Genomic DNA, 26,389 nt, shown 5'->3' with positions numbered 1-26,389 from the left:
GAACCCCCTGGTTCAGCTGGTTTAAGGCCATTGTCAGTGGGCCAGTGCACTATCGGGGTGGGAGGTGACGCGGTGACGGCGTCCGGGCAGGGCTTCGGGCATGATCACGGGCAGGTCCACGGGCATGGCTTCGACTGTGACGTGCTGGTGATCGGCGGCGGGATCGTCGGCCTGTCGACGGCGTATGCGCTGACGCGCGCGGCTCCCGGGACCCGGGTGACGGTCCTGGAGAAGGAACCGGGCCCGGCCAGGCACCAGACCGGGCGGAACAGCGGAGTGATCCACAGCGGGATCTACTACCGGCCGGGCTCGCTGAAGGCGCGGTTCGCGGTGCGCGGCGCGGCGGAGATGGTGAAGTTCTGCGCGGAGTACGGCATCGAGCACAAGGTCACCGGAAAGCTGATCGTCGCGACGGGGCGGGACGAGCTGCCACGGCTGCACGCCCTGGTCCAGCGCGGCCGTGAGAACGGCATTCCGGTACGAGAGCTGGGCGCGGCGCAGATCACGGAGTACGAGCCGCAGGCGCGCGGGCTCGCGGCAATCCATGTCGGGACGACGGGGGTGTGCGACTTCGGGGCGGTGGCGGCGCAGTTCGCGGCGGCGTCCAACGCGGACATCCGGTACGACGAGCAGGTCACCGCCATCGACCGCCGCGCATGGGGCGTCGCGGTGCGCACGGCATCGGGGACGGTGGTCCGGGCGAGGGTACTGGTGAACTGCGCGGGGCTGCAGTGCGACCGGGTTGCGCTGCTGGCGGGAGACGAGCCGGGCATGCGGATCGTCCCCTTCCGGGGTGAGTACTACGAGCTGGCCCGTCCCGATCTCGTGCGCGGACTGATCTATCCGGTGCCGGACCCGGCGTTCCCTTTCCTCGGGGTGCATCTGACGCGCGGCATCGACGGTGGCGTCCATGTCGGCCCGAACGCGGTCCCGGCGCTGGCCCGCGAGGGCTACAGCTGGTCGGCGGTACGACCGCTGGAACTGGCGGGGACGCTCGGCTGGCCGGGGACGTGGCGGATAGCCCGCAGGCACTGGCGGTACGGCGCGGGTGAGCTGCACCGCTCGCTGTCGAAGCGCGCGTTCGCGACGGCGGTACGGCGGCTGCTGCCGGCGGTGACGGCGGACGATCTGCGCCCGGCCGCGTCGGGCGTACGGGCGCAGGCGGTCCTGCGGGACGGCACACTGGCCGACGACTTCCTGATCCGCGAGGCACCACGCACGGTGCATGTGCTGAACGCGCCGTCCCCGGCGGCGACGGCGTCCCTACCCATCGGCAGAGAGGTCGCACGCAGGGCCCTGACGGCGTTGGCGGACGGCCGCTTGGTGCGTGCGGGGAGGTAACGACGGCCCCGGTCCCGCCAGCGGGGGACGGGCACCCGCGGCAAGGCCCAGCGCCCAGGCTCGGCCCCAAGCCCGGCCCCCGGGCTCGGCCCCAAGCTCGGCTCCCGAGGCCCAGCCCGCCCCGAGGCTCGGCTCCCAGCTCGACCCCGAGCTCGGCTCCCGGCGAAGGTCACCCCCGCCCCCGCCGTAGAATCAGGCCATTGTGTCTGAGCTCCGAAACCCCACTCCTGACGACGCCCCCCGGCCCCCCATACGTGCCAAGGGCGAGCCCCGCTTTCCCGGTGGGCCCGCTGCCGATCCCGCCGGGTCGCATCATGAGCGGCGCATTCGCAGTTTCCAGCCACGTCGCAGCCGCGTCACCGTCGGGCAGGCCGATGCGCTGGAGCGGCTGTGGCCGATCTGGGGCATGGACATCGACGGGCACCGCGTCCTCGACCTCGACGAGATGTTCGGCGGACTGCCCGTCGTCCTCGAGATCGGGTTCGGGATGGGCGAGGCCACCGCGCAGATGGCCGCCGAGGACCCCGGCACCGGGATTCTCGCCGTCGACGTGCACACTCCCGGGCAGGGCAATCTGCTCGGTCTCGCGGAGCGGAACGGACTGTCCAACATCCGGGTCGCCAACGGTGACGCGATCATCCTGCTCCGGGAGATGCTCGCGCCCCGCTCGCTCGACGGGATGCGCGTCTACTTCCCCGACCCCTGGCCCAAGAAGCGCCACCACAAGCGGCGGCTGATCCAGCCCGAATTCCTCAGCCTCGCCGCGCAGCGCCTGAAGCCCGGCGCGGTCCTCCACTGCGCGACCGACTGGGAGCCGTACGCCGAGCAGATGCTCGAGGTGCTCTCCGCGCACCCGGACTTCGAGAACACCCAGGAGGACGGCGGCTTCGCCCCCCGCCCCTCGTTCCGCCCGCTCACCCGATTCGAGGGGCAGGGCCTGGACAAGGGCCACAAGGTGCACGACCTGCTGTTCCGCCGACGGGTGGGCACCACGGTCCCGGACGCGTAACCCTCAGTAGGACCCCGGGCACCATCGCCAGTGTCAGTGGCCCTCGTTAGGGTCAATGGGTGTCCGAGTCGTCCCCGCAGCACCTCCCACCGCATCCGGCGGTCCCGGCGTTCGATCCGCAGCCGCTGTTCGACGCCGTGCCGGAGCGTTCCCGGTGGCGCTACAAGCCGCGCCGCGTCTCCCGCCTCTGGCACAGCAAGGCGGTCCGGGCCGGAGTGCTGATCACGTTCCTCGCCCTCTCCGGCCTGGTGATCCTCTCGCTCGTACGGGAGCAGACGGGCACCCAGGGCTTCCTGGTCGGCCTGGGCCTCGCGACGCTGCCCGTCCCGCTCCTGATGGCGGCCTTCCGCTGGCTGGACCGCGTCGAGCCGGGCCCCTGGAAGAATCTGCTCTTCGCCTTCGCGTGGGGCGCCTTCGCCGCCGCCCTCGTCGCGATCATCGCGAACTCCTTCGCCACCCGCTGGATAGCCACCGCCACCGCGGATCCGGCGAGCGCCGACACCCTCGGCGCGACGGTGATAGCCCCGATCGTCGAGGAGAGCGCGAAGGCCGCCGCGGTCCTGCTCATCTTCATCTTCCGCAGACGGGACTTCACCGGAATCGTCGACGGCGTCGTCGTGGCCGGCTTCACCGCGACCGGCTTCGCCTTCACCGAGAACATCCTCTATCTGGGCAACGCCTTCGGCGAGGACCAGGAGATAGGCACCTCGGGCCTCGCCTCGATGACCGCGGCGACCTTCTTCGTACGCGTCGTGATGTCGCCGTTCGCACATCCGCTCTTCACAGTGCTGACGGGCATCGGCTTCGGTATCGCCGCGCTCGCCGCACAGCGCCAGAAGATCCGCCGCGTCGCACTGCCGCTGCTCGGTCTCGTCCTCGCCATGGGCATGCACGCCCTGTGGAACGGCGCGTCGTCGCTGTTCGGCCCGCTGGGCTTCTACGGCGTGTACGGGGCGTTCATGGTGCCGGCCTTCGGCCTGCTGACCTGGCTGGCGATCTGGACGCGGCAGCGCGAGCTGCGCACGATATCCGCCGAGCTGCCCGCGTACGCCGCGGCCGGCTGGCTCGCGGGGGACGAACCGCGCGCGCTCTCCTCGATGCGGGCACGCACGATGGCGCGCGACTTCGCGCGGCGGGCGTACGGACCGGCCGCGGCGCACGCCGTATCGGAGTACGAGACGTTCGCGACCTCCCTGGCCTTTCTGCGCCACCGGGCCCACCGCGGCGCGGCGGGCCCGGACTTCGTGGAGCGCGAGCAGGAGCTGCTGCACCACCTGTGGCAGCGCAAGGAGGTGGCCGCGCCCGCGCTGACGTACGCGGCACGGGCGACGGGCCGCGTGTGGGTGCCGCCGCCGTACCGCGACTACGGCGGCTACAACCCGTACCGCTCCTAGACGCCCTGGGCGGACGCCGCCGTCAGCTCGGCCAGCTCCTCGGCCGTCAGCTCCAGGTCGGCGACCGCCAGCAGGGCGGGCAGCTGCTCGACCGTACGGGCCGAGGCGATCGGCGCGGCGACGGTCGGCTGCGCGGCCAGCCAGGCGAGCGCGACAGTCGCGATCTCGGCACCGCGCGCCTCGGCGACCTTGTCCAGCGCGGCGAGCACGGCCACGCCCCGGTCGGTCTTCAGATGCCCGGCCGCGCCCTCGGCCCGTGGGCTCCGCACCGTCGCACCCGGCCGGTACTTGCCGGTGAGGAAGCCGGAGGCGAGCGAGTAGTACGGGACGGCGGCGAGACCGGCGCGGGCGGCCGTCTCCTGGCGCTCGCCCTCGTACGTCTCGCGCGAGACGAGGTTGTAGTGCGGCTGCAGCACGGAATAGCGGGCCAGCCCCTCGCGCTCCGAGAAGTCCAGGGACGCCTGGAGCCGCTCGACGCTGAGGTTGGAGGTGGCGATGGCGCGGACCTTGCCGTCCTTCACCAGCTGGTCGAGGGCGGTGATGATCTCCTCGACGGGGACGGCCGGGTCGTCGAAGTGCGTGTAGTACAGGTCGATGTAGTCGGTACGCAGCCGGCGCAGCGACTCCTCGGCCGCGGCCGCGATATTGGTGGCGGAGAGGCCCCTGTACTGAGGGTGGGCGCCGACCTTGGTGGCGACGACGACCTCGGAACGGTTGCCGCGCGCGGCAAGCCAGTTGCCGATGACGGTCTCGGACTCGCCGCCCTCGTTGCCCGGCCCCCATGCGGAGTAGACGTCGGCGGTGTCGATGAAGTTGCCGCCGGCGGCCACGTACGCGTCGAGCACGGCGAAGGACTGCGTCTCGTCGGCGGTCCAGCCGAAGACATTGCCGCCGAGGCAGAGCGGAAAGACGGCCAGGCCTGACGAGCCAAGGGTACGGAGGGAAGTCATACCTTGATCAACAGCCAGACCGGGCCGCGCTATTCCGTTTACGCCAGGACTGCCGTGAACTGCTCACGCCAGGACTGCCGGGCACTGCGGCGCTCGATCAGACAGTGAGGCCCTTGCCCTGGAGCCAGGCCATCGGGTCGATGCCCGAACCGCCCGGGGTGTGCACCTCAAGGTGCAGATGCGGGCCCGTGACATTGCCGGTCGCGCCCACGCGGCCGATCGTCTCGCCCGTCGTCACCTTCTGGCCCACGCTGACCGACATCGACGACTGGTGGCAGTACCAGACCTCCGTACCGTCCTCGAGCTCCAGGACCGTGCGGTAGCCGTACGAGCCTGACCAGCCCGCCGACTTGACGGTGCCGCCGTGCACCGCCTTGACCGGCGTGCCCGTCGGGGCGGCGAAGTCCAGGCCGGTGTGGTAGCCCGAGGACCACATGGAGCCGGCCTCGCCGAAGGTGGAGGTGATCGTGTACGCGGAGGTGGGCAGCGCGAAGTTCGCGGCCAGCTTGGCGAGCCGCTCCGCCTCCGCCTTGGCCTCCGCGGCCGCCTCGGCCTTCTGCTTCGCGGCCTCGGCCTTCGCCTCCGCCGCCGTCTGCTGCTGCTTCGCCTCCGCCGCGGCCTTCTCGGCGGCGAGCTTCTCCGCGGCCGACTTGGCCTCGGCGTCCGCCTCGGCCCGCTGCTGATCGGCCTGCTGAAGGATGCGGGCGCGCAGGGCCTCACCGGCGCCGGCGGCGCCCGTCTCCGCGTCCGCCTCGGTGCCGTCGTCCGCGGCGAGGGTCATCGCCGTGAGCGGCGAGGCGTTCGCGTTCCCCGACTGCGCGTCGGCGCCGTCGGACATGAAGGCGCCCACACCCGGCAGTGACGCGGCGTCGGGCAGCTTGTCCTTGATCGAGTCCGGAAGGTCCGGCAGCGATATGGAGACCGGCGGCTTGTCCTGCGCGCTGGCCATGCCGCCCGCGCCGACCGCTGCGATCACACCGACGCCGAGCACCGTGGAGCTGCGGGCGAGTCCGCCGCGCTGCTTCATGACACGGTGCCGACCGCGCACCGGACGAACGGAGTCCTCGGTGGGGTTCCATTCCTCCCATGCCCGCTCCGCTACGTCGTCGCCGAAGAAGTCGGATTGAAAGGGGGTTTCGGGTGCGGGGGCAGGGCTGTTGGACGCCACGGAGGCGTACTCCTTTCCTTCCTTCTCGCCTACCGGGTTAGCTGACGGGTTCGGAGCAGGAAGGTCTCCTACGAGCGCTTCGACCGCGAACAAAGCGGCAAAAGGTGCCCGATTCACCCCAATTGGTGGTTCCCCGGTTCCCTTGCGGGATTCGGCGCGTGCGCACGGTGCCGTCTCTTGCGACGGCTGGGACAACCGCGCTGCGTTATCGAACGTTAATAGACGCCAGGGCCGGATTCCAAGCTGTTCCGACTAATCATTAAAGACATTGGCCTGGACTTACCGGGACACAAGCGGCCGGAGTCGGGCGACTTGATCGATGCCCGGACCGCACCGCACTTCTGACGGTGCTTCACATGTTATGCGGAGGGGTGTCCTTCGACTACACACGGTACTGGCCCGTGTCTTCCTGCTCCCCTTTGATCACGCCTACGGTCCTGCGGCGCTCCGGCTGCCCGTCGAGCGGGCGGCTGACCGCCAGCAGCGCCATGTCGTCGTTGGGACCGCCACCCGTATGCAGGCGTACATCGTCGACGATCGCGTCCAGCAGATCCTCGGGGCCGGCGAAGAGCCGGCCGCCGAGCCGCTCGACGGGGTTGTAGAAGGCACCGTCCGCGTCGCGCGCCTCGGTCACCCCGTCGGTGTAGAGGAGCAGCGTGGCCCCGGCCGGGAGCGGATACTCGTCCGCCAGGTCCGGCAAGATCCCCAGATCACCCATTCCCAGCGGCAGCGCGTGCTCGGTCGGCTCCAGCTTGTCCAGATCGCCGCCGGCGTGCAGCACCAGCGGCTCCGGATGGCCACGGTTCACCACCCGCACCACGCCCGCGCCATGCGGAATCTCGGCGAGTACGGCGGTGGTGAACCCCTCGAACACGTCCAGGCTCCCCCGCCTCGTCCCCTCGCGCGTGAGCGCCCGCTCCAGGCGCCCGGCGACGCCCTCGATCGATCTCTCCTGCTCGGCGGCCTCCCGGAACGCCCCGATGACCACGGCCACGGCCTCGACCGCCCCCATCCCCTTGCCCCGGACGTCGCCCACGACCAGCCGCACACCGTGCGGAGTGTCCTGCACGGCGAAGAGGTCGCCGCCGATGAACGCGTCCGCCTGCGCCGCCTCGTACCGCGCGGCGATCTGCAGCCCGCCGATCCGGTCGGCGGGGGTGGGCAGCACGGCGCGCTGCGCGGTCTCGGCGATGTCGCGGGCGGAGGCCAGGCGCCTGCCGCTGAGCCGGACCACCCGGTTGATGAAGAGTGCCAGGCCGGCGACGGTGACCACGGTGAACAGCTCGGTGTTCGCCGGGGTCAGGGTCAGGGTCCCGTTGTAGACGTGCAGACCCAGCACACTGACGACGGCGGCGATGCCGGTCAGCAAGGTGGCGGGAAAGGAGAAGAACGGCGCGGCGATCAGCGGAGCGGCGGCGAAGAGCGGAGATGCGGTGTACTCGGACGGGGTGAGGAGATCGAAGATCACGCCGGCAATGATCATCAGCGAGGGCAGCGCGAGGACAAGACGGTGAGCGCTGGCGCCGCCGTCCTGCTCTCGCTGCCCCACCAGTGATCTCCTGACCAGTCCAGCCACGGCTGCGGAAAGTACCGCGCTCATCCCAGGTTGGCCGTAGCCGCGCCGGGCTGCGACTCTCCGTCGGCCAACCGGGCGACGCCGACGGTTGGGGCCGAGTACGGACGGTTGGGGCCGGGTACGACAGTGGCCCGGCACTCTGATCGAGTGCCGGGCCACTGGCTGCAGTAGCGGGGACAGGATTTGAACCTGCGACCTCTGGGTTATGAGCCCAGCGAGCTACCGAGCTGCTCCACCCCGCGTCGGTGAACACAACCTTACGCCATCCGGAGCAAGATCAAATCCATTTTATGAGGCGGTCTGCTCCGAAGCCTCTCCGAAGGCTCTCCGTATGGCTGTGGCCCACGCTGCGCAGCACCCTCGCCGCCGGCCGTCCCGCGACGGACGAGGAACTGCTGAGGGTGCTGCGCAGCGGCAATGCGCGCTGTTTCAGCGGCGGCGCAGGCGGAGTGCGGTGAGCGCGCCGCCGGCCGCGATCAGCACCGCGGCCGTGATCGCCGCGTACCAGGTGGAGCTGGACGATCCGGTGCTGGCAAGGGCGCCGGTGGTGGTGACGGAGTCGTTCGCGACGGCCGCCGCCGAGGTCGTGGCGGACGCGGACGGGGTGCCGGACGGCGTCGCGGACGCGGTCGGGGAGGGCGAGGCGGACGCGGTCGAGGACGGGTTCGCGGTCGGCTTGCCGCTCGGGGCGGTGCCGCGCTCGGGGGCGACCGTGATTCTGCCCTGGGCCCCCAGGAACGGATGGATGTTGCCCTCGGTGAGCGAGGTCGTCGCCTGCAGCGTGAGCTTGACCGGCTTCTGGATGCCCTTGAAGTCGATGACGCTCACGCGAAGGCGGGCGCGGTGCATGACGTAGCTCTTGCGGATGTCCGCCAGCTGCCACTTCTCCTCGCCCGCGAACTTCTTGACCCTGGTGTACCTGCCGTCCTCGCCGAGCTCATCGATCACCAGCTCAGGGATCTTCCCCGTGGAGCCGGGCTCCTCGACGACCTCCAGGGTGGTCCTCAGGTCGGAGTCGAAGGTCACCCCGCCCTTGAGCTGGTGGACGATGTCGACGTTGCCCGTCGTGCCGGGCTTGATGGGAGCGTTCTCGTCGGTCTCGAGCGTCATGGAGGCGGGCCCGGTGCTGATCTTCGGGCTGGCCTCGAAGACCAGGGTGTCGTCGTTCTGGCGCTGGGTGTTCTCGGCCAGGTCGTCGGCCAGGAGCTTCAGATTGCCGTTGTTGGAGGGGTAGTTCTTGCCGAGGCCGACGGAGACCTTCCAGCTCAGCTCACCCTTGGCAGGCACCGAGAACGCGGCGTTCCTGCCCTTCTCGGCCGGGTAGAACATGCCCTGCGCGCCCGCGTCCTGCTGCCCGACGAACTCGTCCGTGGCCGGGGCGTTCACCGGCTGCACGTCGAAGACGATGTGCGAGGCCGCGATGGGGCTCGCGCCGTCCGTGTCGCCGATCATCCACGGCTGGAAGTCCACCGCCTTGTCCGCGGAGTTCTTCACGGTGAACGTGAAGGTCTCGCTCGCCCCGCCGCGGGTCAGCGGCCCGGACGGCGCCGGGGTGCCCAGCTCGATGGTGAGGGGCTTGCTCGAGGCCACCGGGGCGGCGTGGGCGCTGAACGGGACAAGGGTGGTGCCGACGGCGGCGGCGACGGTGAGCGCGGCGGCGGAGGCGAAGCGAGCGGACATGGTGGACTCCCCCCAAGGAATCGACTAGGGGCCGGACTGCCGATGGATGGGCGACAGTCGGCCGTACGTAGGAGCAGCACGGCACAGCGCCGCTACAGACGGTGAAGCGAGATGAGCGAGACAAGAGAAACGAGCGGCGAGCTCGCAGAGCGCGCTGGATGAGAGATCGCCTTCCGTCCGGCCCTGTGCGGTCCCGGCTTGCGGCGATGTGCTTATCCTCACCGCTCAAGATCGGCCGGGCAATCCCCGTACTGTCACCGCTTCGCAACAGCGTCCGGAAGGCGAAAATCCGCCTCTGACCTGGGAGTTGCCTCCAGTCGTCGGGTCCGGCTACGCAGGGGGCAGCAGCCGCGCGGCCCGCATCTGCAGGTAGCGCGTCTCCGGGACGCTGAGCGTGCGCTGTGCCGCCAACCGGTAGGCGGCCCGGGCGCCTTCGGCATCCCCGGCCTTCTCCAGCAGGTGTGCCCGTACGGCGTCGAGCCGGTGGTGCCCCGCCAACCGGTCCTCCAGCTCGGCGACTTCGGCGAGCCCGGCCTCGGGGCCGTGCACCATGGCGACGGCCACGGCACGGCCGAGCTCGGCCATCGGCTCGGGGGCGCGGCGTACGAGGATGTCGTACAGAGCGAGGATCTGCGGCCAGTCGGTGTCCTCGGCACGAGCCGCCTCGTCGTGCAGCGCCGCGATCGCCGCCTGCAGCTGGTAGGCCCCGGCCGGCCCCTCGGACAGGGCCTCCTCCACCAGCGCGCTGCCCTCGGCGATCGCCTTCCCGTCCCAACGGCCGCGATCCTGCTCGTCGAGCGGAACCAGTTCGCCGTGCGGTCCGGTGCGGGCCGCGCTGCGCGCGTCGGTGAGCAGCATCAGCGCGAGCAGCCCGGTCACCGCCCCCTCCTGCGGCAGGAGCCGGCGTACGGCCCGGGTCAGCCGGATCGCTTCGGCGGCGAGATCGGCGCGGTGCAGATCGCTGCCGGAAGTCGCCGTATATCCCTCGTTGAAGATCAGGTAGAGCACCTGCAGCACGGCCGCGAGCCGCTGATCGCGGTCCTCGGGCCCCGGCTGCCGGAACGGCACTCCCTTGACCTTCTGCTTGGCCCGACTGATGCGCTGCGCCATGGTCGCCTCCGGCACAAGATGCGCACGGGCGATCTCGGCCGTGGTCAGACCCCCGACGGCACGCAGGGTGAGCGCGACCTGCGCGGCCGGGGTGAGTTCGGGGTGACAGCACAGGAAGAGCAGGGTGAGGGTGTCGTCCTCGGACGGTGCGCGGCTCTCTCCGGGCGCGGGCGCCGTGAAGGCGTCTCGAGGCGTCAGCGCCGCGACCGTCTCCTCACGTCTGCGCCGGGCCTCGTCACTGCGCAGCGCTTCCGTGAGCCGACGGGACGCGACCTTGATGAGCCAACCGCGCGGATTGTCGGGCCGGCCCGCATCGGGCCACTGCTGCGCGGCCGCGAGCAGCGCCTCCTGCACGGAGTCCTCGGCCAGATCGAAGTGCCCGTACCGGCGCACCAGCGCACCGAGGACCTGCGGCGCGTGCAGGCGCAGCAGGTCCTCGATGCCGGTCGTACGTCTCACACACAGCCTCCGCCGTCCTGGATGGGCCGGATGACCACCGGATAGGGGGGAGCCCCCTCGGGCGCCGGGCACGTCGCGACGCGCGCGGCGATCTCGGTGACCCGCTCCAGGCTCTCGCAGTCGAGAACCCAGTACCCGGCGAGCAGTTCCTTGGTCTCTCCGTACGGACCGTCCGTGATCACGGGCTTCCCGTCCTTGCCGGCACTGACGAGGCGGGTCTGCGCGGGCTCGGCCAGGCCGTTCCCGTCGACGAGCTCACCGGACTCGGAGAGGTCGTTGTTGACCTCGCCCATGAAGGCGAACATCGCCTGCAGATCCTTCTCGCTCCAGGCCGGGCTGTGTGCGGACGCCTGGCCGCGCATGGCCTCGTAGTCGGCCTGCGAGCCCTGGACCATCACCAGATACTTCATGGTTTCGCTCCCTCGGATGCGTTGCCGCCCCTTGCGGGCAACTTTCACAGGGGACGTCGCAGCCGATGACGGATTCTCGACACCTCGCGGAGAAATTTTCCGGAACTACTCGTCAGGACCACTCGCCCGGGACGTCGTGCGGGGTGTCCGGGCGGCCCGGCCTGAGGGAGTCGTCCCGCAGGACCGGCCTGTGGAGTCATCCCGCGTTTTCGTCCATTCGGCCCGGCCGGACGTGCCCTCTCCGTCGCCATGAGCGGAAATGGATCAGGAGGCAGCAGCCCTCGGCGGCTACCGAACTGACGCAGGAGCACGGATGACAAACTCGTCGGAACCGCAGCAGGAACCGTCACCGGAACCTGCGCCGGAGGGCTCGGCGGCGGGCGGTCGGCCGCAGGGTTCGCCGGCGGGCGGTTCGGCGGCGACGCGGATCGCGAGGAAGGTGTCATCGGCAGTCCTCATCGTCCTCACGTGCATTCTCGTCCCGCTGTCCGTGGTGACGGTCTGGGTGCACGACATCGTGCTCGACACCGACCGGTACGTCGCCACGGTCGCTCCCCTGGCGAGCAATCCGGCGATCCAGGACGCCGCGGTGAATCGCGCCGTCCAGGCGGTGGACGTCCGCTTCGACGCCAAGGAATTCACTACCAATGTGGCTGACTGGCTTCAGTCGCAGGGACTGCCGCCCCTCGCCGCGGAAGCAGTCAAGGGCTTCGCTCCGCAGGTGGCTTCCGCCGTCAACGACGCGGTCGAGAAGGTTGCCCGCCGCTTCGTCGAGAGCGACCGGTTCAAGAAGGTGTGGACCACAGCCAACCGGATCGGCCACAACGCCGTCGACCACGCGCTCACCGGCAAGGGGCGCGGAGCGGTCGGCATCGAAGAAGGAACCGTCACCCTCAATGTCGGCACTGCCGTGGAGACCGTCAAGAAGGACCTCGTCGACGCGGGGCTGAAACCGGCCTCGAAGATTCCCACCGTCAACAAGCAACTGGTCCTCTTCAAGTCCGACGAGCTCGCCAAGTACCAGAACGCCGCGCATGCGCTCGATGTGATCGGCAACTGGATGCCGATCATCACCGTGCTCCTCGGTGCGGCCGGTGTACTGCTCGCCCATCACCGCAGGCGCGCCCTGGCCAAGACCGCCCTCGGCGCCGCCCTGGCCTGCCTGATCGTTGTCATCGCCCTGGTCGTCGGCCGTAGCTACTACCTCAGCCACCTGCCGCCCCAGGTGCTGTCCCACGCCGCCGCCGGAGCGGTCTACGACACGCTTCTGCACTTCCTGCGCGTCACGCTCCGCACCGTGATCGTGCTTGGCGTGATCATCGCTGTCGGCGCGTACCTGATCGGACCCGGCCGACTGCCCCGCGCGGCGCGGGACAGGGCCGACCGCACCGCCGACTCCGTGGCGGGCTGGGGCTATTCGCACGGAGTGCACACCGGCGGGGTGGGCACCTGGACGGAGAGCCACCGCCGCTGGATCAACGTCGGCCTGCTTCTCGTACTGGCCCTGATCTTCGCCCTGTGGAACCACCCCACGGCGCTGACCGTACTGCTCCTGGTCCTGATCCTCCTCGCGGCGCTCGCCGTGACCTCTCTGCTGGCCGCGACGGGCCGCCGGACACAAGCGCCGAAGGACACCGGCACCCGCGGCGGGTGATGCGAGGCGAGGCGGAGCATCGCCTTCCACGGGTGAGCGCCGGACCACCGGAAGCGGCTTTTTCACCCGTTTCGGGTGATGCCCACTCACCCGCCTCAGCCTGAAGCACCAGTGCGCGAAACCCACCGTCGGCCGACCGCCCGACGCGCTGCCGCTCATCCGCACCCGGCCGCCTGCCTGGCGATCATGAACATGCGCGGTGAAGATTGACGTGTCGGTCCACGTGCCGTCGGCACGTTACATACGGTTCGCACGATACGTACGGTTGGCAGGACAAGGCAGCCGACAGCCAGATGGTGGTCGCATGCCCCGGAGCACAACCTCCGCAGCGCTGGACGGCGGAGCCCCCCGTACCGCCCGGACACCGTCAGTCCACACGTCCGGAATCGGCACCACGGCGTCGCAGCTGCAACTGGCTCCGACCGGTGACCCACTGCTGGCCGCGAAGTTCTCCGTACCGTCCGTTCCAGGGACGTTCGTACGCCGCAAGCGCCTGCTGGACCGCCTCACGGACGGAACAGCGGGACCGCTGACCCTGATCACGGGCCCGGCCGGCGCCGGCAAGACCATGCTCGCCGCCTCGTGGGCGGTCGGTGCGACGGCACCGCACCCGGCGGTCGTGTGGCTCACCCTCGAGGACGACGACAGCGCGCCCGGCGTGTTCTGGACATACGTCCTCGAAGCCTTCCGTCACCACCACGTGACCCTGCCCGACACTGTCGGCTCCCCCACGCGCGCCGACAACGTCGACCGTTCCCTGCTGGTCCGGCTGGCTTCCGCGCTGGCCCGGCTGGATCAGCCGGTGGTTCTCGTACTCGACGGCCTCGACCAGGTCCCCGGCCGCGAGGTGGCTTCGGGCCTGGATTTCATCCTGAGTCACGCGGGACCGCAGCTGCGCCTGGTGCTGATCAGCCGGGTCGACCCGCTGCTCCCTCTGCACCGCTACCGCGCCGAGGACAGCATCTGCGAGATCCGCGGGGCCGACCTGGCGTTCACCCGGCACGAGACCGCGACGCTGCTGCGGCGGCACGGTCTGGTTTCGTCGGCGGAGACCGTCGACGCCCTCACCCGGCGCAGCGAGGGCTGGGCCGCCGGACTGCGGCTGTGCGCCCTGGCCATGCAGCGGAGCGACGATCCGACCGGCTTCGCCCGGTCGTTCGCCCTTTCGCAGAGTGCCGTCGCCGACTATCTGCTTGCCGAGGTCGTCGAGGCCCAGCCCGCCGCCACCCAGGACCTGCTGGTGCGTACGAGCATCCTGAACCGGGTGCACCCGCAGCTGGCGAACCTGCTGACCGGACGCGAGGACGCCGAGGCGATCCTGGCCGGGCTCACCCGCGCCAACACCTTCGTCGAACCGATCGGCGACACGCCCTGGTGCCGCTTCCATCCGCTGTTCACCGAGGTTCTCCACGCACATCTGCGCAGCCACCAGCCCGGCCTCGAACCGCAGCTGCATCGCCTCGCGGCCCGCTGGTTCGCCGACGCCGGCCTGGTCTCCGAAGCCATGGAACACGCGGCCGCGGCACAGGACTGGGAGTGCGCCGCCGCCCTGATCGTCGATCACCTGGCCCTCGGCGGCGGGCTCACCGGCCCGGACAACCACCGGCTGGAGCGGCTCTTCGCCGGCATGCCCGCCGACCTCCCGGGAGCAGCCCCCTGGCTGCGCCACCTGCTCGAGCAGCGGCCCGAACTCACCAGTGGCCACCCTTGGCGCAGTGAGCGCACGGCATCCGCCGACGGCACGCCGACCCTGAACGGCACGGCGACGCTGAACGGCACGCCTGCCCTGAACGGCACGCCGGCCCTGAACGGCGAGCCGGCGCAGGCGATTGTCGTCGAGTCGCTCAGCGACCGCGAATGCGACGTACTGCGGCTTGCCGCGGAGATGATGTCGACCGAGGAGATCGCCGCGGAGCTGTATGTGTCCGTCAATACGGTGAAGACACATCTGAGGAGCACCTACCGCAAGCTTTCCGTTTCCCGGCGCAGCGATGCGGTCCGCCGTGCGAGGGAGCTCCACCTGCTCTGACGGCGGCGTGGGCTCAGCGTGCCTGCTCAGCTTGCGGGCTCACCTCAACCGGGTGATGCCGCACCGGCCGCACCTCGGACACCATGCAAGGAGACGATTCCTCAGGAGCATCCAGGATCATTGGGAAGTGCGGGCCATGCGTTACGAGTTCCGCGTCACCGGCCTCCTGTCCACGCCGGTTGCAGAGGCCTTCCCCGAGTTGGCGGAAGTGCCCGCCCCACAGCAGACACTCCTCTTCGGCCCTGTCACCGACGAGGCGCATCTGTACGGGCTCCTCATGCGCTTCCAGGACTTGGGCCTGCACGTGGTCGAGATGCGTCGGCTGCCGGACTGACCCGGTCCGAAGAGGCAAGGAGGCCTCGCGATGAAAGCGACGACCCCGGACGTACATCTGACCCCGTACGAGCGGGCCGCCCGCGGCAAGGCAGCCCGCGACCGGATGCCACGCGCCGGCCATGCCCTGTTCGAACCGCCGGCGAACCGGACCGACCCTATAGAGATCATCGAACGCCAGTCCGCCGCTCGCGTGCCGGAGCTCGTACCCATCCGGTACGGCCGGATGCTGGAATCACCCTTCCGGTTCTACCGGGGCGCGGCCGCGATCATGGCCTCCGACCTGGGCGCCGCGCCCCACACCGGGATCGTCGCGCAGCTCTGCGGAGACGCCCATCTGCTGAACTTCCGGCTGCTCGCCTCCGCCGAACGGCATCTGGTCTTCGACATCAACGACTTCGACGAAACCCTGCCCGGCCCGTGGGAGTGGGACGTCAAACGGCTTGCGGCGAGCCTTGTGATCGCCGGTCGCGAGAACGGCTTCTCGCGGAAACAGCGCAGAGCCGTCGTACGGGGCGCCGTCGGCGCGTACCGGGACGCGATGCGCGGCTTCGCCGGGATGACCAACCTCGAGGTCTGGTACACCCAGGCCGACGCCGACCAGCTCCGTGACCTCCTGCCGGAGCGGCTGGGCAAGGGCGCCCGCGACAGGGTGTCCCACGCGCTGTCCACTGCACGCACCCGCGACACCGAGCAGGCGTACAAGAAACTCACGAAGGTCGTCGACGGCGAACGACGGATCGCGGCCGACCCGCCGTTGATCGTCCCGCTGAGCGACCTGCTCCCCCACGTCGCGCGCCATGAGCTCGAGCAGCAGATCCGTCTGCTCATCAAGGGATACAGCCGCAGCCTCCCGTCCGACCGGCGTCATCTGCTGGAACAGTTCCGGCTGGTCGACATCGCCCGCAAAGTGGTCGGTGTCGGCAGCGTGGGCACCCGCTGCTGGGTGCTGCTCCTGCTCGGCACGGACGACGAGGACCCGCTGCTGCTGCAGGCCAAGGAAGCCGACCAGTCCGTACTCGCCCCGTATGCCGGTGCCGGCGAGTACGAGAACCAAGGGCAGCGCGTCGTATCCGGGCAGCGACTCATGCAGGCGGCCGGCGACATCTTCCTCGGCTGGGAGCGGGTCACGGGCATCGACGGCCTTCAGCGCGACTTCTACGTCCGCCAGCTGCGCGACTGGAAAGGCATCGCAGCACCGCACCTCATGCCCCCGGACCAGCTCGAATACTTCGGCAGTCTGTGCGGCACCACACTGGCCCGCGCCCACGCCCGGTCCGGCGACCGGATCGCCATTGCCGCGTACCTCGGCAGCAACGACAGCTTCGACCGGGCGCTCGCGGAGTTCGCCGAGCTCTACGCCGATCAGAACGAGCGCGACCACCAGGCCCTCACCGACGCCGCGCGCGCTGGACGGATCACTGCTGAGACTGTCTGACCCGGGTGGCGACCGGTGAGCAACGGGTGGGCGACCGGGTGGCGGCCGATCACACACGATTCACCCGTGACGGGTGAGGGCGCGCGCCGGGAAACGAGGAGGCTGGAGGGGAGCGGACCTGGAGTCCGACTGTGAGTGGCAGGAGGAGAGCTATGGATGGAGATCTGGTCCTGGCGTACGACTATCCCGTGCTGGGCGCCTTCTGGACCGTGATGTGGATCTTCCTCTGGGTCATGTGGCTGATGCTGCTCTTCCGGATCATCATCGACATCTTCCGTGACCACGAGATGAGTGGATGGGCGAAGACGGGATGGCTGATCTTCGTCCTCATCATCCCCTTCCTGGGTGTCCTGGTGTACGTGATCGCCCGCGGCAAGGACATGGGCAAGCGCGAACTCGAACATGCACAGGCGCAGCGATCCGCCATGGACTCCTACATCCGTGAAACAGCCGGCGGTGCCGGCGGGGTGGACCAGCTGGCCAAACTGTCCGAGCTCAAGGCCAAGGGCGACATTTCCGAGGCGGAGTTCGAGCGGGCCAAGGAAAAGCTCCTGCACTGAACTCGCGTACCGCTCTCGGTGTCGTGGGGTTCCCGGCAGGTCTGCCTGTCGGCAGCGGAGGTGGTGAAGAACCGGGTCGGACGCGAAACGGCCGACCCGCCGAAATCCGAAGCCGCCGCACCGGCAGGTGCGGGAGCGGAGAACAACAGGGAGTAGAGGAAACACCATGTCGCAGACAACTCATCCACGGTCGACCCACGATCGCTCCGAGGCATCCCTGGCGGCTGCCGGCGGGCTCGTGGTGTTCGCCGCAGTAATGCTGATCATCGGCGGTATCCTCGACGTCTTCCGAGGCATCATGGCCATCGCCAACGACGACATCTTCGTCTCAACACCGCGCTATGTCTTCAGATTCGATCTGACCGGGTGGGGCTGGCTCCATCTGATCCTCGGAATCGTGGCCATCCTCGTGGGCGTCGCCCTGTTCAAGGCCCCGCTCTGGGCGCGGATCATCGGCATCGCCATCGCGGCACTGCTCATCATCACCAACTTCCTGTCCCTGCCGTACTACCCCTTCTGGTCGATCATCGCGATCGCGCTGTACGCGTTCATCATCTGGGCGCTGTGCGTGGTGCGGCCGGACGAAATGACCGGGTGACGGCGCGCGTCCGGCGGCACGTGCGGGGGTGCCGATGGTCAGGCCGCATACCGGTCGCGTACCGCAAGGCCGACGAGGTCCGCTCCTGGGAAGGGCGCGGACCTCGTGCGCTGCTCCGGCTGCGGGCGGTGGTACCCGACGCACTGCCACTGACAGAGGCACTGGTGACACACAACTCACCGACCGGGATCATGAGTTCATGCCACCACTCTGGATATCCTTCACGTCCGAAAAATCCAATGGCGACGTAACGCTCGGCGAGCTCGAGGCCTTCGTCAAAGCAGCCCTGGAGGCGGGAGCGCCGCCAACGCAGCCGGTCGTGATCGAGCGGGAGAACACCCGCAAGACGTTGAAGTGGGTCGGCGTGGTGAAACCCGGCAAGTAGGGCCTGACGCGGGGCGCCCCACCCGTAGCCCACTGCGCCCCCTCTGGTGGGAGGGGGCGTCTTTCCGCGTCCAGGGTCAGGCCGGCTTCTCCCCCAGGGCGGCGCGCAGCCAGTCCAAAGACCCCTGCGAGAGGAGCTCGTCCGCGAGGCGCCGGCCAGTCTCGGTGACGAGCCGACCGCGGCTGTTGTCGATCCAGCGCTGCGCGTTCTCGTACCCCTGCGCCTTGTACTCGATGCCCTGCAGCATGCACTCGAGCTTGTCCGCGTCCCTGGCGCAGACCGCTTCCGGGCTCTCCCTCGCCTCGTACTCAGCGATCAGGTCCCTCACAGTCGAGGCCAGCACCTCGGGCATACCTGCGGTCTGGTCGGCCGTGACCGCCTGCGGGTCGGCCTCCGTCCCGTACTTCTTCCCGAGATAGTTCACGTCCCCGGTACGTGTCTCCTGGGAGTCGTGCCACACCGCAAGGAATGCGGCCCGCGCGGGGTCGGCGCCCTCGAGCTTCGCGATGATCGACGCGATCAGCGAGGTGCGCCAGGCGTGTTCAGCGACGCTCTCCGGATCTCGCACGCCCGCCATCCACCATCCGGAGCGCTTCGTGTGCTTCAGCGTCCCCGCCTCGTACAGGAAGTGCGCGACCGCGGACAGGTCGTCAGCCACCGTCCGTCTCCTCTCACGCCTCGGCGAGGCGGATTGCGTACCGGATGCTCTCTAGTTCCCGGCGCGCCCGCGTCGACAGCTCTGGGCTATCCAACATCACAGGGAGGTGGTCGCGTAGGGCATGGGCTGCTGGGGCCCTGCTGCGCAGGAGGTTCGGTCGCACGGTGAGCAGCGCCCACAGGGTGTGGACGTTGAGATCGAAGAACCCGTGGGCTGGTGTGAGGCCTCTCACGAGGTGCTGCAGGAGCCGGTCGCCCTGCCAGGGGCCGACGTCGGCGGCGATGAAGTCATCAGAGAGCTGGACGTGCGGGGCCTCGCCGAGCCAGTACGCCCAGTAGTTCAGGTTGGCGGCCTCGCCGGCTTCGTCGTCGTCGAGGGTGGCCGCGATGAAGTGGCCCATCCTGTCGCGGTCGCCCTGGCGAACTGCGACGGCGGCGACCGAGCGGGAGTTGAGCCAGCGGGTCAGCCAGTCGTCCGGGCACTCTTTTCGCTCTGTTCGCTGCTGGTGGGCCAGCCACTCGGAAGTCTCCGCATCGTCGTCGTAGCCGGCCAGATAGAGGGCCTGGCGGCGGAGCAGGAAGTGGTCGCCGCCCCGGGCCTGTTCAGCAGTTCGGCGCATGCAGGAGAAGAAGCACCGACGGCCCTCGGCGGACAGTTCGGGCTGGTCGGGAACAGGCCCGCGTCGCGGCCGCGACGGTGCCGGCAGTTCGCGGAGCGGGGTGGGTGCGGTCCCGTTGAGCGGCCAGGTGAGGACCTCGACGAGCTCGCGCTGCATGACCCAGACGCCGATCGGGTTGTCCGCCGGCGAGACCGTCTCGTCGAGGGCGCTGGCGAGCAGCACGTCCGCTTCCATGGCGCGCTCGAGGGCTAAGAGGAGCGCAGGGCGGGTGCCGAGCTGCATGAGCCGGTGGCGGTGCACCAGCATCTGGCCGACGGGCACGGCGGTGAGTGACCGTCGGCCGGTCTCCCATCCCGCGATGGTGTCGACCGAGACCCGGAAGTGCTCGGCGAGGGTGTCCTGGGTGTGGCCCAGCTGCTCGCGGATCAGCCGGAAAACGTATCCCGAAATGACGCCCCCGCGGGGGCGTGGCGGGAATCCCGTACCGCCAGTCAGGGCGGAGTGCGAGGTGCTGGTCATGGCTGCCCCTTGCCCGCGGATCGCGGCCGCTTTCCCGTACTGCCTGTCACTACAGGCGGCCCGCGCTGCTACATACGGTCGTCGTCGTAGTGATGACCGGGCAACTCGGCGTAGTAGGAAGGCCGTCGTTGTGGAGATCGAAGAGCCCACCCCGTCAGTGGAGACGCCGCGCGCCTTCATCTACGACCGGCACGCCACCACCTCGACCGTCATTCTCGACATCCGCCTCGACCGCTGCCGCGCCTACGCGGAGTCCTGCGGCTGGGACGTCGCAGGTATCTGGCTCGACCTCGGCGACCACGCGCTCGGCCACCACAGGCCGCAGTTCGACGCGCTGTGCGTGGCCATGGACAGAGACCCCGGCCCCATCGTGTGCCTCGTCGACGACTGGGACCGGCTCACCCGGGACGCCTCGCAGAGCTCAGTCATGCGACACCGCGTCGCGCAGGCCGGCGGGCACTGCGTGACAGCCGAGGGCGAGAACGACGCGCCCACCGAGAAGCGGCGCGGACGGCTCTGCACACCCCACTGACCCCACCTCGGCCGATGACTCCGGCCAGGAAACCCCGGCCGAGGCGGTGACGGGCTCCTCGCAGAGCCCGGCACGCGCACCGCGGCGCGAGGAGAGGCCTCGCGCCGAGCACACACAACGGAGCATCGCATGACCGCTCTTGCAACGGAACTGACCCACGGGCGCCAGCTCGTCAACGGCGAACTGTTCGACCGGCTCACCGACTTCTGCGCCGACGAGTACGGCCTCGAGCGCTGCGTCGCCGAACGCATCATGGATGAGGGCCTCGCGTTCCTCGACGTCATGGGGCGCACCGGCGAGAGCCTGTCGCCCTCGAAGACCGTTGACCCGGCGTGGCACACGTTCATGCTGCACAGCCCCGAGTACACCGACTGGTGCCAGAGCCGCTACGGCCGCTACATCCACCACGCCCCGAACTCCCGATACCGGGACAAGGCGGCGATAGTCGACGTCGTCGCGAAGATCCGCGCGGCCGGCTACGCGGTCGACGAGTCCCTGTGGGGCATCAAGGCGAACTGCAACGAGCCGACCTGCTGCGGCGACGGCCCCTGCTGCTGACCTGATCCCTGCGCGCGCGGCCGTCGAGAAGGCGGCCGCACGCCACTCACAGAACGGAGCTGACGCCGTGGCACCCACGCCTCTCTCCGCCTGCAGCCGCATTACGGCCTTCCCGCTGGAGGGCCTGACCGTCGCGTACACCACGCAGTCGAGCGACTCCCGCGGCTTAGGGGATGTCGCCATCGTCGGCGTCACCGACTCGGACAGCGCGACCGGCGACCACCTGTGGCGGCTGGCCGCGAGCATGTACACCAACCCGCCCACCGGCCAGACGCAGGCCCGGTGGATCCTCACCCAATGCACCAGGGCCCGCACCGTCAAGGCCCGCTCGTACCGTGATCTGCCTGACGCGAAGTGGACCGGCGACCTGACCCGCGAGTTCCACCTCGACGCCCTCTTCGCCAACCACGCCATCCTGCGCACGGGTCGTCTCACCATCGAGTGACGGCACGAGCGCCCCGGCCGCCCCGGCCTGACTGCATCCCCCTCGCGGACAGGCCGGGCCTATCCCGACAATGGCGGCAACTCCGGCCGCCAGGGCAGGGGCCCCACCCGTCGAAGGGAGCGTCGTGCCCGCACGACACGACATCGCAGCCGAGACTGAACTCTGGGACACCTACGCCGGCAGCGCCTTCAAGGAGGACATGGAGCCGGTTTTCCACTGGACGCAGTACGCCGGACACGGCCCCGGCCCCGAACTGCTGGGCGCGCCGGAGAACGTGCTGGAAATCGGCTGCGGCACCGGCCGCGCCCTGGTCTACCTCGCCCAGCGCGGGGTGAAGGCCACCGGTGTGGATCTCTCTCCGGTCATGGTGAAGAAGACGACGGAGCGATGGGGGCCTTCGGGGGTGAAGTTCGTCTGTTCCGAGGTCCTCGACCACCTGCGCGAGAATACCGAGACCTATGACGCGATCTACTCGATCTTCGGCGCCGTCTGGTTCACCGACCCGGCCAAGCTACTGCCGCTGATCGCAGCGCGCCTCAAGCCTGGCGGCGTCCTCGCCTTCTCTCACCCGTCGGCCATCCCTGGCGCCTACGGGCCGCAGGGCATGTATAAGGGCGGCTTCGCCGGGAAGGCGATGTTCACCTACCGCTACAGCTACACGCCCAAGCGTTGGACCAGCATCCTCGAGCGGTACGGCTTCCGCGATGTCGAGGCGTGTGTGCTGGATGCTCCGGAGCCGGGGCACATCGGCACGCTCCTCGTCCGCGCCCACGGGTAGCGCGCACCCCCATCACCGCCCGGTCTGTCTGGCTCCCCCTCGCGGACAGGCCGGGGCTCTTTCACGTCCTGATCGTTGGCCGCTCGGGCCAGCAGCGGGCCAGCAACCGCCCCGAACCGCCCCTGAAACGCAGTCAGCCCCAGATCAGATGTGCTCTGACCTGGGGCTTAGCGGTAGGCCGTGTGGGACTCGAACCCACAACCAACGGATTAAAAGTCCGCTGCTCTGCCAATTGAGCTAACGGCCCTCGGCATTGCATCCCCGAGCATAGCCGGACGGGACCGGTGAGCCGATCGGGTATCGGATCACCGGCCCCGTCGAGACCCCGCCGCAGGTCACCGACGTGACGTCTCGCGGGCGATCGTCCGGGGGTGGTTGCGGTTCAGGAACCAGTGGCGGGCCGAGACCAGCCACCACACCGCGGCGAAGCCCAGGACGACCAGAACCGCGACCGGGGCGTAGTTGAACGTCTCCGAGGTGACCGGGGAGACCTGCGGAAGCATGAAGAGCACGGTGATCACCGCGACCCAGGTCACCGCCACGATGCCGATCGGCCGGGACCAGCGGCCCAGGTGCCAGGGGCCGCGATCGAAACTGTCGCCGCGGAACAGCCGCAGCAGGGTGGGGATGACGTACGCGATATAGAGGCCGATGACCGCGATCGAGGTCACAGCCGCGTACGCGGTGACATTGATCAGATACGGCAGACCGAGGACCAACGCGCCGATGGTCGCGAGCCAGACCGCGGCGACGGGCGTACGGGTCCGAGGGCTGACCGTGTGCCAGACCTTCGAGAACGGCAGGGCGCCGTCCCTGGAGAATGCGTAGATCATGCGGCTGTTCGCAGTGACCGACGCCATACCGCAGAAGAGCTGGGCGCCGATGACGACCAGGAGCAGCAGCTTCCCGCCGGTCGCACCGAGAGCGTCCAGCAGGATCTGGGCCGGCGGCGCTCCCGTCGGAGAGGTCAGGGCTCCTTCGTACGACTGGATGGCGAAGGTGAAGCCGAGCAGCAGGACGAAGCCCGCGATCCACGAGGTCCAGATGGACTGGACGATGCCGCGCGGGCCGGCGGTCGCGGCGTCGTGGGTCTCCTCGGTCATATGGGCCGAGGCGTCGTAGCCGGTGAAGGTGTACTGGGCCATCAGCAGTCCGATGAGGACGACATACAGGCTGCTGCTCCAGCCGGTGTTGTTCACGAACTTCGTGAACACGAACGACGCCGACTGGTGGGAGTCGGGGGCGAGGGTGAGCGCGCCGACGATCAGCGCGACGCCCAGCACATGCCACCAGACGCTGACGTTGTTGAGGATCGCGACTATGCGTACGCCGAAGGTGTTGAGGAGGCCGTGCAGCGCCAGGATCGCGGCGAACAGCAGGATCGTGCGGCCCGGCGTGACCTCGAAGCCGAACTGGAGATTGAGGTACGCGCCCAGGAAGGACGCGGCGCCGAAGTCGATACCCGCCGTGACGGCGACCTGGCCGAGGACGTTGAACCACCCCGTGAACCAGGCCCAGGCGGCCGCGGTGCGCGGCGGTGCCAGCCGGTGGGCCCAGAAGTACAGACCCGCGGAGGTCGGGTACGCCGAGCAGATCTCGGCCATCGCCAGGCCGACGAACAGGGTCATCAGGCCGACGGCGACCCAGCCCCAGGTGATCACGGCCGGGCCGCCGGTGTTCATGCCGAAGAGGTAGAGGGTGAGACAGCCGGAGAGGACCGAGATGATCGTGAAGGAGACGGCGTAGTTGGAGAACGCCGACATCCGGCGGGCGAGAACCTGGGTGTAGCCGAGCTGCGCCAGGCGTTCCTCGTCGGACCCTGCGGAGGGTGGGGTGGGGGTGGATACGGGTTCGGGCGCGGCGACGGGCGCGGGCACCGAGCCGACTGGCGGGGGCTTCCCCGTACTGGCGTTGTCTGTCATGCCCCCAGCAATTCCCTTGCCGGGGGCACCACATGCGCCAGTCGTGGCCTAAAACAGCGCCCGGTAGTTCTGCCAGCCCGTTCCGATCGTCTCCGTCGCCCCGAACGAACCCCTCCCGTCACCCCTGTTGCGCAGCAGCTTGCCGTTCGTGTCGCGGGAGATGAGGTCGCACACGCCCTCACCCGTGATGTCACCGACCGCGATGATCTCCGTGCGTCCCGCGCCCCAATTGCTGAAGACCAGCTTCCGCGGCTTGAACGAGCCCGTCCCCGTGCCCTCGTAGCGCCACACCTCGCCGCCCGGGTCGCGCGCCAGCAGATCGCCGATGCCGTCGCCGGTGAGGTCGGCGGCGCCGATGATCATGTAGCCCTTCCAGCCGGAGCCGACCTTCACGGCCGGGTCGAAACCGGCCCGCGCGTTGCCCCGGTAGAGGAAGAGGTAGCCGGTGGACGCCTGGCGTACGAGCAGATCCGGGCGACCGTCCCCGGTGAGGTCCTCCGAGGCGGCGAAGGCGTCAAAACCGTTCCAGCCCTTGCCCATCAGATGGTGCGGCACCTTCGGGTCGATGGGGTGGTTGTCACCGCCCGCGCGGTAGAGGTTGCCGTCCGGGGTGTGGATCAGGAGGTTGCTGCGCGGGTCGCCGGTGTTCGCTCCGTACGGGATGAGGCGCGTCCGCGGATCCCATCCGGTGGTCGCCCAGGACCGGGCACCGCCCCGCGGATGGTGTACGGCCGCCTTGCCCGTCGTCGTCATCGAGTAGAACTCGCCGTAGCCGTCGGTGTTCATGTCCCGGAAGGCCGAAGCCCCGTTGACGAGCCGTACGGGTCCGGGCGTCCAGGACTCGCGACCCGTGCCGTCGGCCGGCCGCGCCACCACCTCCCACTGGTACGCCCCACTGACCCTGTCCTTCGGATCCCAGTCCCGGGCATCCCACGCGACACGTACCAGCGCGCCGGTCCGATCCGTACTGGTCTCGTTCACCAGGACCCGCCTGCGCCAGTCCTTGATCGTGAAGGTCCTGTTGACGGACGGGCGGTTCAGCAGCAGCTTCGCCTCCCAGGGCCAGTGCCGGTCGTCGACTGTGGCCGGGGCGGACACGTCGAGCACATGGAACTCGCCCCGCGGCACCGTCACCGGCTTGATGTGGATACGTCCCTCGGTGTCCGCGTACGCGACGTGGCCGCCGTACTTGTCGACGCTCCACGTTCCCGTGCCGGGCGCCACATGCTCGGCGAGCGGGGTGGTCACCGGAGGCGTGGCGACGCCGCTGTGGAAGTCGGTCATCGTCAGCGTCCCGGCCGCGTCGTCCCGCTGGACCACGAAGCCGTCGCCGAGCTTCGCGGACTTCGAGTACGGCACGGAGGTGAACCGGGGGAAGTTGGCGTCGGAGTCCCAGATCCAGGACTTCTTGGCCTCGTCGCAGCGCCAGTAGACCCACCGTCCGACCTTCTGCAGCTCGTCCGGCGAGCAGCTCAGACCGGTGTCCGAGTCATACGGAGCGTCGGTCCTCGTCGCCAGGTCGTACCACCTGATGCTGCCCAGCCTGCTGCCGGGCGTCCACATCGTCGAGCCCCAGATCGCGACCGCGCTGATCGAGCGGGTCGTGAGAACCCGGGGTCCATCGTCGTCGAAGGTGGCGATGTACTGCTTGCCCGTACTCGGCTCGTCGACCGCGAAGAACCGCCCCTCGGCGGCCACCATCCGCTGGTCCGCGCCGAGCTGCCCGAGGGTGATGACGGTGGTCGGCGTTCCCTCGCCGGTGACGGTGTGACCTGCCGCGGTCGGATTGGTGTACGCGAACCGGCCGTCCCCGAGCGCCGAGAGCAGCGGGCTGAACTCCGGGTAGCTGTCCCACACATCGGGGTTCACCGTCCGCCGCGGCCCGGCCTCGGGTGTGCCGGTGACGGCGAGGTCGTACGCGTACAGCGCCCGCCTGACCTGCGGATCGATACGGGCCACCACCCCGAGCTGCCCACCGCCGAGCGCGATGCGCTCGGGCACGGCGGGCTTGCCCTGGTAGGTGCCGAGGTCGATGACGACCTCTTCCGGCTCGGCCTGCCCCGCCGCGACGGCGACACCGCCGGGCGCAAGCCCGAGGCCGCCGGCCGCGAGAGCGACGGCGGCCCCGAGAACGAGGATGCGTTTGGTACGTCCGGTGGTGCGGGTCATGCGTACCCCCCTCGTGAGCGCCTCAGCTACAGCGCCTCATCGAACTCGGAAGGTACGACAGCCCGGACCATTGCTTGGTTGTATACGGTTGACCG

General features: G+C 69.6%; 24 protein-coding genes, 2 tRNA genes and 1 riboswitch. Of the genes, 14 read left to right on the top strand and 12 right to left on the bottom strand.

Annotation, left to right across the window (positions count from 1 at the left end; all coding sequences use genetic code 11):
• The first annotated feature begins 72 nt into the window (after window positions 1-72).
• The 3 genes from lhgO to ACFYXH_RS16180 all read left to right on the top strand — a co-directional run bounded on the left by lhgO (window position 73) and on the right by ACFYXH_RS16180 (window position 3,744).
• Window positions 73-1,341: an L-2-hydroxyglutarate oxidase gene (lhgO, locus tag ACFYXH_RS16190; RefSeq protein ID WP_389562970.1), complete on the top strand. Its 1,269-nt coding sequence runs from the start codon at window positions 73-75 to the stop codon at window positions 1,339-1,341.
• A gap of 202 nt (window positions 1,342-1,543) precedes the next feature.
• Entirely contained in the window at window positions 1,544-2,350 is an 807-nt protein-coding gene (gene trmB, locus ACFYXH_RS16185) for a tRNA (guanosine(46)-N7)-methyltransferase TrmB (protein WP_389562968.1), read from the top strand.
• Window positions 2,351-2,409: 59 nt separating this feature from the next.
• On the top strand, window positions 2,410-3,744 hold the full coding sequence (locus ACFYXH_RS16180; RefSeq protein WP_389562966.1) for a PrsW family intramembrane metalloprotease: 1,335 nt from the start codon (window positions 2,410-2,412) through the stop codon (window positions 3,742-3,744).
• Here ACFYXH_RS16180 and ACFYXH_RS16175 read toward each other — a convergent pair.
• From ACFYXH_RS16175 to ACFYXH_RS16145, 7 genes are all read right to left on the bottom strand, one after another.
• Window positions 3,741-4,694 carry an aldo/keto reductase gene (locus tag ACFYXH_RS16175; protein WP_389562965.1) on the bottom strand — a complete coding sequence of 318 codons (954 nt, stop codon included), beginning with the start codon at window positions 4,692-4,694 and terminating at the stop codon, window positions 3,741-3,743. The genes ACFYXH_RS16180 and ACFYXH_RS16175 overlap by 4 nt on opposite strands.
• 97 nt (window positions 4,695-4,791) lie before the next feature.
• Window positions 4,792-5,862 (bottom strand): M23 family metallopeptidase, encoded by a 1,071-nt coding sequence (locus ACFYXH_RS16170; protein ID WP_389562964.1) that lies wholly within the window; start codon window positions 5,860-5,862, stop codon window positions 4,792-4,794.
• An 11-nt stretch (window positions 5,863-5,873) separates the two neighbouring features.
• Window positions 5,874-6,029: riboswitch (cyclic di-AMP (ydaO/yuaA leader) on the bottom strand.
• Window positions 6,030-6,244: 215 nt separating this feature from the next.
• Window positions 6,245-7,462, bottom strand: coding sequence for a PP2C family protein-serine/threonine phosphatase (locus ACFYXH_RS16165; RefSeq protein ID WP_389562962.1), 1,218 nt, complete (start codon window positions 7,460-7,462; stop codon window positions 6,245-6,247).
• Between the two features lie 144 nt (window positions 7,463-7,606).
• Window positions 7,607-7,680: transfer RNA gene (locus tag ACFYXH_RS16160), tRNA-Met, on the bottom strand.
• Window positions 7,681-7,867: 187 nt separating this feature from the next.
• Window positions 7,868-9,118, bottom strand: a complete 1,251-nt coding sequence (locus tag ACFYXH_RS16155) for a hypothetical protein (protein WP_389562960.1) — start codon at window positions 9,116-9,118, stop codon at window positions 7,868-7,870.
• A gap of 330 nt (window positions 9,119-9,448) precedes the next feature.
• Window positions 9,449-10,687 carry an RNA polymerase sigma factor gene (locus ACFYXH_RS16150; protein WP_389562959.1) on the bottom strand — a complete coding sequence of 413 codons (1,239 nt, stop codon included), beginning with the start codon at window positions 10,685-10,687 and terminating at the stop codon, window positions 9,449-9,451.
• Entirely contained in the window at window positions 10,684-11,097 is a 414-nt protein-coding gene (locus tag ACFYXH_RS16145; protein WP_389562957.1) for a YciI family protein, read from the bottom strand. Before ACFYXH_RS16145 ends, ACFYXH_RS16150 begins: the two co-directional genes overlap by 4 nt.
• A gap of 313 nt (window positions 11,098-11,410) precedes the next feature.
• On the opposite strand from ACFYXH_RS16145, the gene ACFYXH_RS16140 reads away from it, so the two are divergent.
• The 7 genes from ACFYXH_RS16140 (at window position 11,411) to ACFYXH_RS16110 (ending at window position 18,094) form a co-directional block, all read left to right on the top strand.
• Window positions 11,411-12,751, top strand: coding sequence for a hypothetical protein (locus ACFYXH_RS16140; protein WP_389562955.1), 1,341 nt, complete (start codon window positions 11,411-11,413; stop codon window positions 12,749-12,751).
• A gap of 304 nt (window positions 12,752-13,055) precedes the next feature.
• Window positions 13,056-14,780, top strand: coding sequence for a LuxR C-terminal-related transcriptional regulator (locus ACFYXH_RS16135; protein WP_389562953.1), 1,725 nt, complete (start codon window positions 13,056-13,058; stop codon window positions 14,778-14,780).
• Window positions 14,781-14,916: 136 nt separating this feature from the next.
• Window positions 14,917-15,114 carry a hypothetical protein gene (locus tag ACFYXH_RS16130; protein ID WP_327328388.1) on the top strand — a complete coding sequence of 66 codons (198 nt, stop codon included), beginning with the start codon at window positions 14,917-14,919 and terminating at the stop codon, window positions 15,112-15,114.
• 30 nt (window positions 15,115-15,144) lie between these two features.
• On the top strand, window positions 15,145-16,551 hold the full coding sequence (locus ACFYXH_RS16125; RefSeq protein WP_389562950.1) for a DUF2252 domain-containing protein: 1,407 nt from the start codon (window positions 15,145-15,147) through the stop codon (window positions 16,549-16,551).
• Between the two features lie 152 nt (window positions 16,552-16,703).
• Window positions 16,704-17,111 carry an SHOCT domain-containing protein gene (locus ACFYXH_RS16120; RefSeq protein WP_389562949.1) on the top strand — a complete coding sequence of 136 codons (408 nt, stop codon included), beginning with the start codon at window positions 16,704-16,706 and terminating at the stop codon, window positions 17,109-17,111.
• Window positions 17,112-17,277: 166 nt separating this feature from the next.
• A complete protein-coding gene (locus ACFYXH_RS16115) occupies window positions 17,278-17,709 on the top strand; it encodes a hypothetical protein (RefSeq protein ID WP_389562948.1) in 432 nt (143 codons plus the stop codon).
• Between the two features lie 199 nt (window positions 17,710-17,908).
• Window positions 17,909-18,094, top strand: coding sequence for a hypothetical protein (locus ACFYXH_RS16110; protein ID WP_362684582.1), 186 nt, complete (start codon window positions 17,909-17,911; stop codon window positions 18,092-18,094).
• Window positions 18,095-18,170: 76 nt separating this feature from the next.
• Here the strand turns inward: ACFYXH_RS16110 and ACFYXH_RS16105 are convergent, their stop codons facing one another.
• Window positions 18,171-18,752, bottom strand: coding sequence for an HD family hydrolase (locus ACFYXH_RS16105; protein WP_389562946.1), 582 nt, complete (start codon window positions 18,750-18,752; stop codon window positions 18,171-18,173).
• 13 nt (window positions 18,753-18,765) lie between these two features.
• Window positions 18,766-19,890, bottom strand: coding sequence for a helix-turn-helix domain-containing protein (locus tag ACFYXH_RS16100; protein WP_389562944.1), 1,125 nt, complete (start codon window positions 19,888-19,890; stop codon window positions 18,766-18,768).
• Window positions 19,891-20,020: 130 nt separating this feature from the next.
• Between ACFYXH_RS16100 and ACFYXH_RS16095 the strand changes: the two genes are divergently transcribed.
• The 4 genes from ACFYXH_RS16095 to ACFYXH_RS16080 all read left to right on the top strand — a co-directional run bounded on the left by ACFYXH_RS16095 (window position 20,021) and on the right by ACFYXH_RS16080 (window position 22,203).
• Window positions 20,021-20,422 (top strand): recombinase family protein, encoded by a 402-nt coding sequence (locus ACFYXH_RS16095; RefSeq protein ID WP_389562942.1) that lies wholly within the window; start codon window positions 20,021-20,023, stop codon window positions 20,420-20,422.
• 129 nt (window positions 20,423-20,551) lie between these two features.
• The gene (locus ACFYXH_RS16090) at window positions 20,552-20,980 is read left to right on the top strand and encodes a hypothetical protein (RefSeq protein WP_389562941.1); all 429 of its coding nucleotides are present in this window, start codon (window positions 20,552-20,554) and stop codon (window positions 20,978-20,980) included.
• 67 nt (window positions 20,981-21,047) lie between these two features.
• Window positions 21,048-21,425: a hypothetical protein gene (locus ACFYXH_RS16085; RefSeq protein ID WP_389562939.1), complete on the top strand. Its 378-nt coding sequence runs from the start codon at window positions 21,048-21,050 to the stop codon at window positions 21,423-21,425.
• Between the two features lie 124 nt (window positions 21,426-21,549).
• Window positions 21,550-22,203 (top strand): class I SAM-dependent methyltransferase, encoded by a 654-nt coding sequence (locus ACFYXH_RS16080; RefSeq protein WP_389562938.1) that lies wholly within the window; start codon window positions 21,550-21,552, stop codon window positions 22,201-22,203.
• Between the two features lie 174 nt (window positions 22,204-22,377).
• Here ACFYXH_RS16080 and ACFYXH_RS16075 read toward each other — a convergent pair.
• From ACFYXH_RS16075 to ACFYXH_RS16065, 3 genes are all read right to left on the bottom strand, one after another.
• Window positions 22,378-22,450: transfer RNA gene (locus ACFYXH_RS16075), tRNA-Lys, on the bottom strand.
• A gap of 88 nt (window positions 22,451-22,538) precedes the next feature.
• On the bottom strand, window positions 22,539-24,125 hold the full coding sequence (locus tag ACFYXH_RS16070) for an amino acid permease (protein WP_389562936.1): 1,587 nt from the start codon (window positions 24,123-24,125) through the stop codon (window positions 22,539-22,541).
• A 48-nt stretch (window positions 24,126-24,173) separates the two neighbouring features.
• Window positions 24,174-26,294 (bottom strand): FG-GAP repeat domain-containing protein, encoded by a 2,121-nt coding sequence (locus ACFYXH_RS16065; RefSeq protein WP_389562935.1) that lies wholly within the window; start codon window positions 26,292-26,294, stop codon window positions 24,174-24,176.
• Window positions 26,295-26,389: the final 95 nt, after the last annotated feature.

The sequence above is a fragment of the Streptomyces sp. NPDC002730 genome (assembly GCF_042888805.1).
Classification (GTDB): Bacteria; Actinomycetota; Actinomycetes; order Streptomycetales; family Streptomycetaceae; genus Streptomyces.
Note: the sequence above shows the minus strand (reverse complement) of the source record. Positions and strands in the feature narration are given on the sequence as shown.